Annotated in this window: 10 protein-coding genes; 5 read left to right on the top strand and 5 right to left on the bottom strand. The window is 70.7% G+C overall.

Features of this window, described 5'->3' with window-relative positions:
* The first annotated feature begins 18 nt into the window (after nucleotides 1–18).
* On the top strand, nucleotides 19–4080 hold the full coding sequence (locus tag AC2D9U_RS07950; protein WP_484747936.1) for a Calx-beta domain-containing protein: 4062 nt from the start codon (nucleotides 19–21) through the stop codon (nucleotides 4078–4080).
* A gap of 3 nt (nucleotides 4081–4083) precedes the next feature.
* On the opposite strand, the gene AC2D9U_RS07945 is transcribed toward AC2D9U_RS07950, so the two are convergent.
* Together AC2D9U_RS07945 and AC2D9U_RS07940 are read right to left on the bottom strand one after the other, a co-directional pair.
* On the bottom strand, nucleotides 4084–6378 hold the full coding sequence (locus AC2D9U_RS07945; protein ID WP_484747935.1) for a xanthine dehydrogenase family protein molybdopterin-binding subunit: 2295 nt from the start codon (nucleotides 6376–6378) through the stop codon (nucleotides 4084–4086).
* 240 nt (nucleotides 6379–6618) lie between these two features.
* Nucleotides 6619–7656: a Rieske 2Fe-2S domain-containing protein gene (locus AC2D9U_RS07940; protein WP_484747934.1), complete on the bottom strand. Its 1038-nt coding sequence runs from the start codon at nucleotides 7654–7656 to the stop codon at nucleotides 6619–6621.
* 207 nt (nucleotides 7657–7863) lie between these two features.
* On the opposite strand from AC2D9U_RS07940, the gene AC2D9U_RS07935 reads away from it, so the two are divergent.
* Entirely contained in the window at nucleotides 7864–8901 is a 1038-nt protein-coding gene (locus AC2D9U_RS07935; protein WP_484747933.1) for an ABC transporter substrate-binding protein, read from the top strand.
* On the opposite strand, the gene AC2D9U_RS07930 is transcribed toward AC2D9U_RS07935, so the two are convergent.
* From AC2D9U_RS07930 to AC2D9U_RS07920, 3 genes are all read right to left on the bottom strand, one after another.
* On the bottom strand, nucleotides 8902–10050 hold the full coding sequence (locus AC2D9U_RS07930) for a glycosyltransferase 61 family protein (RefSeq protein ID WP_484747932.1): 1149 nt from the start codon (nucleotides 10048–10050) through the stop codon (nucleotides 8902–8904).
* Between the two features lie 77 nt (nucleotides 10051–10127).
* Nucleotides 10128–10490 (bottom strand): hypothetical protein, encoded by a 363-nt coding sequence (locus AC2D9U_RS07925; protein ID WP_484747931.1) that lies wholly within the window; start codon nucleotides 10488–10490, stop codon nucleotides 10128–10130.
* 82 nt (nucleotides 10491–10572) lie between these two features.
* The gene (locus tag AC2D9U_RS07920; RefSeq protein ID WP_484747930.1) at nucleotides 10573–11451 is read right to left on the bottom strand and encodes a diacylglycerol/lipid kinase family protein; all 879 of its coding nucleotides are present in this window, start codon (nucleotides 11449–11451) and stop codon (nucleotides 10573–10575) included.
* Nucleotides 11452–11665: 214 nt separating this feature from the next.
* On the opposite strand from AC2D9U_RS07920, the gene AC2D9U_RS07915 reads away from it, so the two are divergent.
* The 3 genes from AC2D9U_RS07915 (at nucleotide 11666) to AC2D9U_RS07905 (ending at nucleotide 14399) form a co-directional block, all read left to right on the top strand.
* Entirely contained in the window at nucleotides 11666–12469 is an 804-nt protein-coding gene (locus tag AC2D9U_RS07915; RefSeq protein ID WP_484747929.1) for a UDP-2,3-diacylglucosamine diphosphatase, read from the top strand.
* Between the two features lie 26 nt (nucleotides 12470–12495).
* Nucleotides 12496–13557: a glycosyltransferase family 4 protein gene (locus AC2D9U_RS07910; protein ID WP_484748367.1), complete on the top strand. Its 1062-nt coding sequence runs from the start codon at nucleotides 12496–12498 to the stop codon at nucleotides 13555–13557.
* A 95-nt stretch (nucleotides 13558–13652) separates the two neighbouring features.
* Entirely contained in the window at nucleotides 13653–14399 is a 747-nt protein-coding gene (locus AC2D9U_RS07905) for a GNAT family N-acetyltransferase (protein WP_484747928.1), read from the top strand.
* The last annotated feature ends 9 nt before the right edge of the window (nucleotides 14400–14408 follow it).

The following is a 14408-nucleotide window of genomic DNA, read 5'->3' as shown; positions in this document are numbered from 1 at the left end:
CGCCCGAAAGAAGACTCCATGAGTGGTGCCATCACGGCTTCGATCGCGGCCCTGGATGCACAGCGCGCCGAGGGCGCCTCAGGCAGCACGCCCTTCACCTTCACCGTCACCCGCAGCGCCGGCACCCTGGCGCAGAGTGTGGGCTGGGTGGTGACCGGGCGCGGCGCGGTGCCAGCGAACGAGGCCGATTTCGGCGGCGCTTTCCCCTCCGGCACCATCGATTTCGCGGTCGGCGAGATCAGCCGCACCCTCACCATCGATGTGCTCGGCGATCTGGTGGCCGAGGGCAATGAGGGCTTCGCGGTCCGCCTGCTGTCGCCCACCAACGGGCTGACGCTCGGCACCAACAACGCCTCCGCCACCATCCTGGGCGATGATTCCACCGTCTCGGTCGTCGCCACCGCCGCGACCAGGGCCGAGGGGCGCAGCGGCACGACCACGCCCTTCAGCTTCACCCTGACGCGCAGCGGCGATACGGGCGTGGCGCAGACGGTGGATTGGGCCGTCGCCGGCAGCGGCGCCAACCCCGCCGATGCGGCGGATTTCGCGGGCGGCGTGCTGCCCTCCGGCAGCGTGACCTTCGCCGCCGGCGAGACCTCGAAGGTCGTGGTGGTGCAGGTGGCCGGCGATGACGCGCTGGAAGCGAGCGAGGCCTTCAGCCTCACCCTCTCCAATGCCAGCGCGGGCATGGTGGTCCAGGGCCCGGCCGCGACGGGCAGCATCATCGCCGACGACACGCGCTTCGACATCCGCGCGCTGGACGCCGTGCGGACCGAGGGCAATACCGGCCTGCGCGACTTCACCTTCGAGGTGCAGCGCAGCGGCAGCCTCGCCGGCGAGCAATCCGTGCGCTGGAGCATCGAGGGCACGGCCGTCTCGGCGCAGGATTTCGAGAACAACATCCGCCCTTCCGGCACCCTCGTCTTCGCCGATGGCGAGACGAGCAAGCGCATCACGGTGAAGGTGCAGGGCGACCGCATCGCCGAGCTTGACGAGGATTTCGCGGTCGTCATCGCCCCCGCCACCGCCGGCATCCAGATCGGCACCGCGAGTGCGGCGGGGCGCATCCTCGCCGATGATTCGAACGTCATCATCCGCGCGCTCGATGCCGTGAAGGCCGAAGGCGATACCGGCACCACGCCCTTCACCTTCGAACTGACCCGCAGCGGCGCCACGCCCGCCGGGCAGACCGTGAGCTGGTCCGTCGTCGGCAACGGCCCCACCGCGGCGCAGAAGGCCGATGCGGCGGATTTCGCCGGCGGCGTGCTGCCGAGCGGGACGGTGACCTGGGCGGCGGGCGAGACCAAGCGGGTCATCACCATCGATGTCCAGGGCGACACGCTGCGGGAGAACGGCCAGGGCTTCCTTGTCCGGCTCGACAGCACGACCGGCGGCCTGAGCCTCGGCAACAAGAGTGCCAAGGGCAACATCGTCAACGACGACACCAGCGTCTCGATCGGCCTCGGCAGCTCGCAACTGGAAGGCAATGCCGGCAGCACGGCCTTCAGCTTCAACGTGGTCCGCAGCGGCGAGCTGACGGAAGCGCAGAGTGTGGCCTGGCGCGTGCTCGGCACCGGCACCTCCGCCAGCGCCGATGCGGCGGATTTCGCCGGCGGCGTGCTGCCTTCCGGCACGGTGAGCTTCGCGGCCGGCGAGACGACCAAGCGCATCACGGTGAATGTCGCCGGCGACACGCAGCGCGAATCCGATCAGACCTTCGCCGTGGAGCTGAGTTCGCCGAGCGCCGGCCTTACGCTGGGCACCACCCGCGCGGTCGCGACCATCCGCAACGACGATACGGACTATGCCCTGTCAGGCAGTGCGACGAACCTTTCCGAGGGCCAGACGGGCAGCACCGCCTTCACCTTCACCGTCACGCGCAGCGGCTTCCTGGACCGGGCGGGCAGCGTGGACTACGTGGTCGCCGGGCGCGGCACCAACGCCGCCGATGCGGCGGATTTCGTCGGTGGCGTACTGCCGAGCGGGCGGGTGAGCTTCATCGCCGGCCAGGCCACCGCCACCATCACCGTCAATGTGCAGGGCGACACGCTGCGCGAAGCCAATGAGAGCTTCGGCGTCACGCTCACCGCTGCCACCGGCGGCAACATCACCAACGCCCTGGTCGCCGCCTCGATCCAGAATGATGACACCGGCATCTCGCCCCCGGCGCCCACGCCGAATGCGGACACGTTGAGCGGCACGGCGGGTGCGGACACTATCGACGCCCTGGCGGGCGATGATGTGGTCAATGGGCTTGGCGGGAATGACGGCATTTTCGGCAATGCCGGGGCGGACACGATCTCGGGCGATGACGGCGCGGATACGCTGGGCGGTGGCGATGGCGCGGACAGGCTGAACGGCGGCGCGGGCAATGACGTGCTCGAGGGCGGCGCGGGCGCCGACACGATCACCGGCGGCGCGGGCGCCGATATCTTCGCGGTCATCCGGCCTTCGGATGCCGACATCATCACCGATTTCGACGTGGCCGAGGACCGGCTGCAGCTTCTCGCCTCCCTCTTCGCCACGCGCGAGGAGGTGCTGGGCGCGATGACGCAGATCGGCGCCGATGTGGTGCTGGCGATCCCGGGCAGCGGCACGGTCACCTTCGCCGGCCGGACCCTGGAGCAACTCGCCGGCATGCAGATCGGCCTGGGTTTCGGGCCGACCATCGCCGGCGCGGATGAGACCTACGCCACGGGCGGCGGGCGCGTGGTGCGGGAGGATACGCCGCTGGCCGTGAATGCGGGGGGCGGGCTGCTGGCGAATGACCTCGCTGCGAGCCTGGGCCTTGCCCCGAGTTCGCTCGGCGCCCAGGCGACGGCGCAGGGGGGCAGCATCGTCGTCGCGGCCGATGGCAGCTTTCTCTACACGCCCAAGGCGAATTTCCATGGCACCGACAGCTTCACCTACCGGCTGCTGGACGCGGATGGCTCGGTGGCCACCGCGACGGCGAGCTTCGTGGTGGACTCGGTGTTCGACGCGCCGGTGCTGCTCGAGGGACCCTGGGCGGCGCTGCGCGCGCTTGGGGATCGTAGTCTCAGCTTCCCCTACGGCAACATCACGCTGGCGCTGAACAAGGGCGACGCGACCGACCTGACCTTGGACGTATCGTGGCCCGTCTTTGGCGGTGGCACGATACTCACGACGCTGCCTCTCAGCGACGCTGACGGGTATTTCGGTGGCGATGGCAACCTTGCCGGATCGACTCTTCTCGAAATCGATGCACGCTTTGACACGACAGGTTCCGCCCGATTTGACGTCACAATGAACTACACGGACGGGCTTGGAGCGCGAGCATCGGTGACGGCGACGAAGCTTGCTGTATTGGACAATCGCTTCGGCGGTGGCTCGCTTGTCGGCACCGACGGCCAGGATTTCCTGCTCGGTAGCGCCCTGGAGCCGGACGCCGCAGGCAGCACCTTCAACGGCAAGGGTGGAGACGACCTCCTTGTCGGCACGGTGAGCACCGATGTCTTCGTCTTCGAGGCCAATAGCGGGGCGGATGTCATCAACGGCTACGGCCTGTTCAATAGGTTTGACCCGGCAGTTGGTAAGTTCGTTTCAGGCTACGAAACCGGCGACATCCTTCGCCTGATGGGCACCAATCTCTGGACGCGCGAAGAGGTGGAGCAGGCGCTGAAGGCGGTGGTGGGGCCGGATGGACGCAGCTACACCCAGCTCGATTTCGGCGACGGCAACAGCATCACCTTCGACTACGGCACCGTGGCCGATATCCGCAGCCGCCTCGTCCTCGAATTCGGCACCGGCGCGGGCGTGGTGGCGAATGACGAGAGCTACGAAGTGCTGGTGAACACGGGCCACGGCTTCGGCCGCTTTGTGGGGCTGCTGGTGAATGACAGCGCGGCGGATGGCGGCCTTGCCATCGCACGCACCGGCAGCTTCGCCACGGCGCGGGGCGCGCGGGTCGATATCGCAGCCGATGGCAGCTTCGGCTACGCGACCATCCCCGACTTCATCGGCGTCGACAGCTTCACCTATCTGGTGCGCGACGCCGACGGCTCCGTTGCCCAGGCCACGGCGACCGTGAACGTGGTGGAGTATTACTCCGACATCCTCTGACGCCTACCGCCCCGCCGCGCGCAAGGCGTCCCACACGCGCGCGGCGGAGAGCGGCAGGTCGATCTGCGTGATGCCGTCTGTGGCCAGCGCATCGATCACCGCATTGGCCAGCGCGGCGGGCGCGCCATTGGTCGGCAATTCGCCCATGCCCTTCACGCCGAGGCTGTTGTTCGGCGTGGGCACGGACAGAACCTCGTGGCCGAACCGGGGAAGATCCTCGGCACGCGGCATGGCGTAGTCCATCAGCGTGGCGGCGAGCATCTGGCCCGCCTCGTCATAGCGCGCGTCTTCCATCAGCGCCTGGCCGAGCCCGGCCGCGAGCCCGCCCTGCAACTGCCCCGCGAGCAGCATCGGGTTCACCACGCGGCCGACATCGACCGCGACATCGAAGCGATCGATGGTGACGGCGCCGGTTTCGGGATCGATTTCCACCTCGCAGCGCGCGATGCCGCTGGGCCAGCTTTCCACCGTCTCGGCGAAATCGGCGCGGCCGGTCAGCCCCCCCGCCTGCGCCACCACGGCGAAGAGTCCGATGCGGCGATCCGTGCCCGCAACGACATAGGCGCCATCGTCGAACTCAAGATCGGTTGCGGCGGCTTCCAGCATCTCCGCCGCGTGGTCACGGCCCTGCTCGATGGCATCCAGCGCCGCGGCGCGCAGCGTGGTGCCGGAAATGATGGAGGAGGAGGACCCGCCCGTCCCGCCGCCGCGTGGCACCAGATCCGTATCGCCCTGGTGCAGGATGATGGAATCGGCCTCCACGCCGAAACGCGCGGCCAGCATCTGCGCATAGGCGGTCGCGTGGCCCTGGCCCTGGCTCTGCGTGCCGGTGAAGGCCTCGATCCTTCCATCGGGATGCAACAGCACGCGCGAGGTCTCATCGCCCCATCCGCCCGAGCCATGCAGATGACAGGCAAAGCCCCGCCCGCGCCGCAACCCGCGCGCGGCGGAGGCCGCCCGGCGCGCAGGGAACCCATCCTCATCGCCCTGCGCCACCGCGCTGTCGAGCAACGCGGAAAAATCGCCGCTGTCGTAGCGGTAGCCGAGCGCGGTAACGTAGGGAAAGGCGTCGCGCGGCACCAGGTTCAGCCGGCGCAGCGCCACCGGGTCACGCCCCGTCTCGCGCGCCGCGGCATCGACCAGCCCCTCCATCAGCACCAGCGCCTCGGGCTTGCCGGCCCCGCGGATGGCATCGACGGGCACCGTGTTGGTGAAGGCGCAGCGCAGATGGATATGCGCGGCCGGAATCGCATAGAGGCTGGTCAGCACCTTCGCCATGCCGCCGGTCGGAATGGTCGGGTTCACGGTCGAGACATAGGCGCCGAAATTCGCGACTCCCTCGATTCGGACAGCAAGGAATCGACCCTCCTCATCCAGCGCGAGCGCGGCCTCGGCCAGCAGGTCGCGCGCATGGGTGTCCGCCAGGTGATGCTCCGTGCGCTCCTGCACCCAGCGCAGGTCGCGCCTGAGCCGCGCCGCGGCGAAGCAGAGCAGCGCCTGCTCGGCATAGGGCGGCAGCTTGGGGCCGAAGCCGCCGCCGACATCGGGTGTCACCACGCGCAGCTTGTCGCGCGGGATCTTCAGCACATGATCGCAGAGGATGCGCTGGATCAGGTGCACGCCCTGCGAAGGCGTGGTCAGCGTGACACGCTCCGTGGCCGCATCGTATTGCGCCAGCCCCGCGCGCGTCTCGAGATAGCCCGCCACGATGCGCGGCGCGCGATGCGTGATCCGCGTGACATGCGCCGCGCGCGCGAAGGCAGCCTCGACCGCCGCCGCATCGCCCTTGTGCCAGTCGCAGACGAGGTTGCCGGGTGCCTCTTCATGCAGCTGTGGCGCACCGGGACGCAGCGCGTCATCCCCGCGCACCACGGCCTCCAGCACCTCATAATCCACCGCGATCATTTCGGCGGCATCGCGTGCCACGGCGAGGCTCTCCGCCACCACCATCGCCACGATCTCGCCTACATGGCGCACGCGATCCACCGCCATGGGCCGCCGCAGGGGCTCGGCATGCCGCCGGCCGGCCGCATCGCGGATCTCGCTGACCGCCGGGTTGTGGCCGAGATCCGCGCACTCCGCACCCGTCAACACCGCCACCACGCCCGGCAGCGCGCGCGCCTCCGCCGCCTCCACGCCCAGGATCCGCGCATGCGCATGCGGCGCGCGCAGGAACACCACCGCCAAGGCCCCCGGCGCCGCGAGACTCGCCGTGTAACGCCCCCCCCCGGTGAGCAACCGCGGATCCTCGAGCCGCCGCATCGGCGCGCCGAGACCGGGCAGGGTGGTGTAGGCCATGCGGGCTCCTCCGTGTGGCGCGAGGCTTGAGGGGGCCTTGCCCCCTCAAACTCCCCCACCAAGGGTCAGCGGACCCTTGGAAACCATCGGATATGGCATGGGGGAGGGAGGGGCGTCACGGGTACGAGACTGGCCAAAGGCTCGCCATGCCCCTCCCTCCCCCATGCCAATACGCCGGCGGTCCAGGGCACCCTGTGCCCTGGCAGGGGAGGGCTGGAGGGGACAGCGTCCCCTCCAGCGTCACGCCTCAACGGGGGCCCGCACCTCCTGCTCCCCCTGCGCCGCCAGCAGGGCCGCGAAGCGGCGGCGCATTTCGATCCCCGGCTTGTCGGCCGGCATGTGCAGTTCCGCGCCCATGTCGAGCGGCACGTCGAAGGTCGTGGTTTCCAGCACGGTGCGGTCCTCGATGGTCACGGCGCGGTCGAAGGCGATGACCTTCTCGGCCGGGGCCTCGGCCTCGGTGTCGCTGCGGTAGACCCATTGGCAGATCATGCTGTGCTGGTCGTCGATCGGGGTCGCGCCGGTGCACAGGATGTGGGTGAGGCCCGTGGGGTAGTCGATGCGGCTGGCGCGGAAGAAGGGCAGGAACCAGCGCCCCTCGATGATCCGCACCGTCTTGTCGGCTGCGGTGCCGAGCAGTTCCTTGCTGATGCCGCGGTTGTTCACCGGCGCCTCGCTGCGCATCACGAAGCCCCAATCGGTGTGCTCGATGGTCGAGGGTGCGGGCTTCGGGTCTTCGGGGATGCCGAAGGTGGCGGCGTGGACATAGCTGAAATGCGCCGTGTCGAAGCTGTTCTCCATGATCCGCAGCCCGGCCACGGCCCAGGGCTCGTGGAATTCGTCGATGCGGCGGAAGCGCGGATCGGCGGCCTCGGGGATCTCGGGGATGGGGGCAAGGGGATCCTCCAGCGCCACCCAGATCCAGCCATAGCGCTCCGCCGCGTGGTGCGCCCTGGCGCCGCCCTTGAGGCCGCGCAGCGGGTCATGCGCCTGGGGCACCTTCACGCAGCGCCCATCCGCGCGATAGGCCCAGCCATGATAGCCGCAGGCGAGCGCCGGGCCGTCGGGCACATCGGCGTCGATGAAGCCGGTGGAGAGCTTCGCCCCACGATGCGGACAGCGATCCGCAAGTGCGGCCGGCGCGCCGCCGCGGCCGCGCCAGAGCACGATGTCGCGCCCGAGCAGGCGGAAGGGCACGGGCCTGCCTTCGGGTAGCGCGGCCTCGGGCATCACCGGGTACCAGAATTTCCGCAGCACCTTCTGGCGGGTTACCAGCATCGCAGCCTCCGTCATGCCTCGGGCCTGGGCAGGCAACGGGCGTGCCGCGGATTTCTGCCGCGGGGCCGACCGTTCTGCCCGCGGCATGGGCGCCCACTGCCCGCGCACGCGGCATCTGCCGGCTGGCGGGCCGGAATCGGCGCGGCATGTCGATTGCTCGGCAAGGTCCAGCACACCACGCTTCTCCAGCAACAGGGGCAGGACATCATGACGATCAACCGTCGCAGCCTTATCGCCGCCACCGGCGGCGCCGTGCTCTTCACCCCCTATCTGGCGCGGGGCCAGGCGGCGCTGACGCCGATCAAATTCTCGCTCGACTGGGCCTTCCAGGGCCCGCAGGCGCCCTTCCTGCTCGCCGCCGAGCGCGGCTTCTTCCGCGATGAGGGCATCGACATCTCGATGGATCGCGGCTTCGGCAGCGGCGACGTGCCGGTGAAGGTGGCCTCGGGCGCCTATCAGTTCGGCATCGGCGACCTGGCGGGGCCGATGCGCTTCCGCCTGACCCAGCCCAATTCCGACATCATCAGCCCCTTCGTGCTGGCGCAGGGCAGCCCGCTGGCGGCGATGACGCTGCGGCGCACCGGCATCCGCGTGCCCAAGGACCTCGAGGGCAAGCGCGTGGCCGCGCCCGAGACCGATGGCGGGCGCATGTTCTTCCCCGCCTTCGCGCGGGCGACCGGCATCGATGCCTCCAGGATCAACTGGATCACCGTCACGCCGCCGCTGCGCGAGCCGATGCTGGCGCGCGGCGATGCCGATGCCATCACGGGTTTCGAGACCTCGGGCGTGTTCAGCCTGCGCGCGGTGAACGTGCCGGCGGCGGATATCGTGGTGATGCGCTATTCCGATTTCGGCGTCTCGCTGCTCTCCACCGCGCTGCAGGTGCGCAAGCCCTATGCGGATGCCAATCCGCGCATCGTCACCGGCATGATCCGCGCCATCATCCGCGGCCATCGCCTGGCGCGGCGCGACCCGGATGCGGCGATCGCGGCGCTGGTGCGGCGCGACCCGACCGCGCCGGCCGCGCTGGAGAAGGAGCGCATGATCGCCAACTTCGCCTTCATCGAGACGCCGGAGGTGATGTCGGGCGGCTTCGGCAACCTCACCGCCGCGCGGGTCCAGGCGGCGATCGAGACGCTGCGCACCGCCTTCAGCATCACCACGCCGCTGGCGGCGGATGAGATCTACACGCCGGCCTTCCTGCCGCCGGCCGCCGACCTCGCCTTCCCGGGGGCGAGCGTCTGATCAGACCGTGAGGCCGAGGGCGGCGACGCTCTCGGCCACCACGGCCGCGTCATCGGCGGGGTAGTTGCGGCGCGCGATGTAGAAGCCGCGCCCGCGCACCCATTTCGCCACATCGGCCTGCACCGTCGCGGCCCAGGTGGCCTCATCCCATTGCGGGCGGAGGTCGAGCCCGCAGGCTTCCTCCAGCCTTGCCAGCAGCGCCGCGCCATCCAGCACCATGACGCCGCGGCTGACATCGAAGCCCTTGCCGTCGCGCCGGCGCCCGCGCACCAGCCCACGCCCGACATCGATCCAGTGCACCGCCCGCGCGCGCGCCTGCAGCGCGTTGCCGGCCATGCGCTGCCGCTGGCGGCGGTTGATCACGCTCACCTCCGCCTCGATCCGCCCGAGCAGCTGCAGCGCGTGCAGGGCAGAGCCTTCGGAGAAGATCAGCCGCGCCGCGCTGCGATAGATGCGCAGCTGGGCGGGCAGGGGCAGGCTCTCGGGGTGCATGACGATGACGCCGCTGCGGCGCATGACCTCATCCAGATACGCCTCCCCGGCGATGCGCCCGATGAGGTTGTCGGCGCGGATGCGGCTGCGCGAGACGAAGACGGTGCGCCCGGCATAGAGCGGGTCCCGCTCGCCGGGCGTGTGGCGGTCGAGCAGGTCGAGATAGGCGGCGTCGGGCATGGGCCCATGCAGGCGTTCGGCCTGGGGGAAGACATGCAGCCGCCCCACGCGCACGGGCCGGTCCACCACCAAGGCGCGGGCCGGATCCACGCCAAGCTGGGCGAGCATCGGCGCGAAGAAGGGCGGGATCTGCGTCGCCCCTCCCGGCCAATGCGCGAAGAGCAGCTTCAGGCCGGGCCGTTCAACGGCCGAGCGCAGCAGCCTTCCGCCGAAATCGGCGATGGCATGGCCGAAATGGAAGCAGATCGGCCCGCACCAGACAGCCTCCTCCAGCCGGTCTTCCGGCGGGGTCGTGAGGCCCGGTGGCGCATCGAAGGGCTCGGGCTCGATGCGCCGGCAATGGCGCGGGGCGACCTGCTGCGCGAAATCGGGCCAGAGCGGACCGCCGCGATAATCGTCGCCGGCCATGCGGCCCACGATGCTCTCGGTCGGGCCGACCGAGATGTCGGTGAAGATCTCTGCCTCTGGCTCTGCCATGCCGGCGTCGCGCCTGCCCTGTTCCATGTGATCGGCCCCGACCTACCGGCCCGGGCGGGCGGGCGCAACGTGGCCGGTCAATGCGCCTCCTGCCGCGAGGCCCCGGCCATGGCGCTGTCGAGCGTCACGGTCAGCGCGAGCCCACCCTCTGCCACCTCCAGCCGCTTGCGCCCGCGCAGCGGCATGGGGATGCGGTCGCGCTGGCAGATGCGCAGCACCACGGCCATCAGCCCGGTGCCCGTGACCTCCTGCGTGCCGGCCGGGCCGGCGCCGCGGCGGGCGACATGCGCCACCACCGACCCGCCGCCGGCGGCATCCAGCGTCAGGCGGAAATCGGCGGGGCGGGAGGGTGGGCCGGGCGTGGTGCGGTCCGCATCCTCCAGCAGGGCGCGCAGCACCTCGTCATGCGAGAACAGCAGGTAGCGCACTTCCTTCGGCATCGGCTTCCTCCTGCCGCGTGACGCCCCGACGGCCGCCTGCATAGGCCAGAAGGCTGAAACAAGGCTGAATCGGAGCGGCGATTCAGTCCGCCGGCAAAAGGATCCGCAGCGCCTCGGGGGCCGGCGCGACGGCCACCGGCAGGAAGCCCGCCGGGTCGCCATCCGCCTGCACCGGCACCGCCGCCGCCGCCTGCAGCGCGACCTCCGCCGCGCGCAAAATCCGCACGCCGGGCAGGCGCGGGATCAGCCCGAGCGGCAGCGCCGCCCCGGCCAGCAGGGCGAAGAGCGGGCCGGGCCGGTCGAACAGGACCACATGGAAACCCGGCGCGGTCGGGCTGGCCCCGGGCGCCACCAGGTAGCGCCCGGCATAGAGCCTTCCCTTGGTGACGATCACGCTGCTCGCCGGCGTGGCCACGCCATCCAGCGTCACCGTCAGCGGCGGGAAGGCGTAGCGCGGCAATTCGCGCAGCGTCTGCCAGACATAGGCGCCACGCCCCAGCCGTCGCTTCAGCCCGAGATCGAGCCCGGCGACCACCGCGGCGTCGAAGCCCGCGCCGAGCATCTGCACGAAGAGCCGGCTCGTGCCGTCCGCGAAACGGGCGAGGCCCGGATGCAGCGCCGCGCGACGGCCCGAGGCCAGCACCGCGGCCGCGCCCTCGGGCCGCAGCGGGATGCCGAGTTCCCAGGCCAGCACATTCGCCGTGCCGAGCGGCAACAGGCCGAGCGTGGCGGCGCTGCCCGCGAGCCCGGCCGCGACCTCCGCGATGGTGCCGTCCCCGCCCGCCGCGACGACGATATCCTCTCCGGCCAGCGCCGCCTCGCGCGCGAGGCGCCCGGCATCGCCCGGCGCGCGCGTCTCGGCCAGGTCGGGAACGAGGCCGCGCGCGCGCAGCGCCGTGAGCGCCCGCATCAGCCGCCGGCGCCGCCCGGCCCCGGCGGTGGGGTTGAAGATGATCAGCACGGCAGGCGCATAGGGCCGCGCCGGTGACGATTCGCGGTCATGCCGATGTCGTTCCGATGACATGCACGCATCGCATCGCTCCACAGCCCGGATTGCAGGTGGCGTCACGCAAGATTCACGTCGCGCGCAAGCATCCCGCGCTAATGCCCCGCGCGGCAAGGCGGGCGGATTCCGCGTTGCGACACGGGAACCGAAGCGACGGGACCGCAGAGCCATGCACAAGACCGACGCCACGCGCCGCTACCGCACGGTGTTCATCTCGGATGTCCATCTCGGCACGCGCGGCTGCCGCGCGGATTTCCTGGTGCAGTTCCTGCGCAGCACGCAGTGCGAGCAGATCTTCCTCGTCGGCGACATCGTCGATGGCTGGCGGCTGCGCAAATCCTGGTACTGGGATGCCGACCATGACGAGGTCATCCGCCTGATCCTGCAGATGGCGCGCAACGGCACAGAGGTCACCTACATCCCCGGCAACCATGACGAGATGTTCCGCGACTGGCTCGGCCTCGAGATCGCGGGCGTGCGCCTGACGAATGAGGCCGTGCACCGCGCCGCGGATGGCCGCCGCTTCCTGGTGATCCATGGCGACCAGTTCGATTCCGTGGTGCGCTACGCCAAGTTCCTCGCCCATCTGGGCGACTGGGCCTATGACTGGGCGCTGACGCTCAACCGCGGCTTCAACGCCGCGCGGCGGCGGTTCGGCTATCCGTACTGGTCGCTCAGCCAATGGCTGAAGCGCCAGGTGAAGGAAGCCGTGAAGGCGATCGACCGGTTCGAGACCGCGCTCGCCCAGGAAGCCCGCCGCCAGGGCCTGGATGGCGTGATCTGCGGCCATATCCACCATGCCGAGATGCGGCCCGTGCAGGGCGTGCTCTACATGAATGATGGCGACTGGGTGGAAAGCTGCACCGCGCTGGTCGAGCACGCCGATGGGCGGTTCGAGCTGGTGGATTGGGCGCGCGAGAACCGGCTGAGCTTCTATCGCGGCGCGGCGCAGCCCGTGGCCGAGCCGGCCTGAGCTTGGACAGGGTCGAGAGCTGGGGCATGGGCGCGGTGGTCCAGTTCCCCTCGCCGGCGGCGCCGCGGCGCATCCTCATCGTCTCCGATGCCTGGACGCCGCAGGTGAATGGCGTGGTGCGCACGCTCGCCACCGTCACGGCCGAACTGCGCGCGCGCGGCGATGTGGTGGAGGTGGTGGGACCGGACCGGTTCCACTCCATCCCTACCCCCGGCTATGCCGAGATCCGCCTCGCCCTCGCGCCATCGCGCGGCTTGCGCCGCATCGCGGACAGCTTCGCCCCCGATGCCGTGCACATCGCCACCGAAGGCCCGCTCGGCTGGGCCATGCGCAAGCTCTGCCGCAAGCGCGGCTGGCGCTTCACCACCAGCTTCCACACGAAGTTCCCGGACTATCTGCACGCCCGCACGCGCATCCCCACCGCCTGGTCCTGGGCCGTGCTGCGGCGCTTCCACGCGGCCGGCGACGGCACCTTCGTCGCCACGCCCTCCCTCGCGCGCGAATTGGAGGCACGCGGCTTCACCCAGGTCGTGCCCTGGTCACGCGGCGTGGATCTCGCCCGCTTCCGCCCCGAGGCTGCCGGACATGGCGTGCAGGAGGCGTGGGAGGATCTGCCCCGGCCGATCTTCCTCTGCGCCGGGCGCGTGGCGGTGGAGAAGAACCTGGAGGCCTTCCTGTCGCTCGACCTGCCGGGCAGCAAGGTGATCGTGGGCGACGGGCCGGCCCGCGCGGCGCTGATGCGCCGCTTTCCCCAGGCGCATTTCACCGGCTGGCGCGAGAACGGGACGCTGGCCCGCGCCTATGCCAGGGCCGATGTCTTCGTCTTTCCCTCCCGCACCGACACCTTCGGGCTCGTGCTGCTGGAGGCGCTGGCCTCCGGCACGCCGGTCGCGGCCTATCCGGTGACCGGACCACTGGATGTGATCGGCGACAGCCCGGTGGGCGCCCTGGACGAGGATCTGCGCGCCGCCGCCTTGCGGGCGCTCGACGCCGATCGCGCCGCCTGCCGCGCCCATGCCGAGCGCTATTCCTGGGCCGCCTGCGCCCAGCGCTTCCGCGACAGCCTGGTGCCCGTGCAGGGGCGGTGAGCCCCTGACAGAAAGATAATCTGTTCGTATACCGGATACGCTTGGCCGCGCGCCGCGCCTGGGCAACAAGCCGCTGTCACAAAAGTCTCACGGCGATGACCTACATGCCCTGCCCGCTCGAAATCGAGCAGGCGACCCTGACCGCGGTGCCCGCACCCCGGCTGATGTTCGACGGCCCCTTCGTGGTCCGCGCCTTCCTCGGCGGCACAGGCCGCGCCAATGCCGCCTGCGGGCTCGACCCCGCCCGCGACCCCGAGCTGCCGGACCGCATCGCGCGCATCCAGGCCTTCTATGCGCGGCTCGGCCTGCCCTGCCGCTTCCGCTCCACGCCGCTCGACCCTGCGGGGCTGACAGCCCACCTCGCGGAGGAGGGCTGGCGCGCCCATGACGAGAGTCTGGTAATCGGCGGCAGGCTGGCCGATTTCGCCCGGCCCGACGCGGAAACCCTGGCGCTGGACCGCCCGATCGAGACCTGGACCGCGGTGATGGCGAGCGCCGAGCACCAGGTCCCGGCCCGCCAGGCCGAGAAGGCCCGCATGCCCGAGCTGCTCGGCGCGCCCGCCGCCTGGATGCTGCTGCACCATGAGGGCCGGCCCGCCGCCTGCTGCTTCGCGGTGGCGACGGGGCGGCTGGTGGGGTTGTTCGACCTCGCCGTGCGCCCCGAATTCCGCCGCCGCGGCCTCGGCCAGCGGGTGATGGCGGCGGGCGGCGCCTGGGGCGCGGCACAGGGGGCGGCGTTCGCCTATGCCCAGGTCTCCTGCCGCAACCAGGCCTCGATCGCGATGAATGCCGGCCTCGGCCTGATCGAGCGCTACCGCTACAGCTACATCATGGCGCCCTGAGGGGGCGGC

This window comes from Roseomonas sp. TF40 (assembly GCF_057219975.1).
This window is presented reverse-complemented; position numbering and strand designations above follow the sequence as displayed.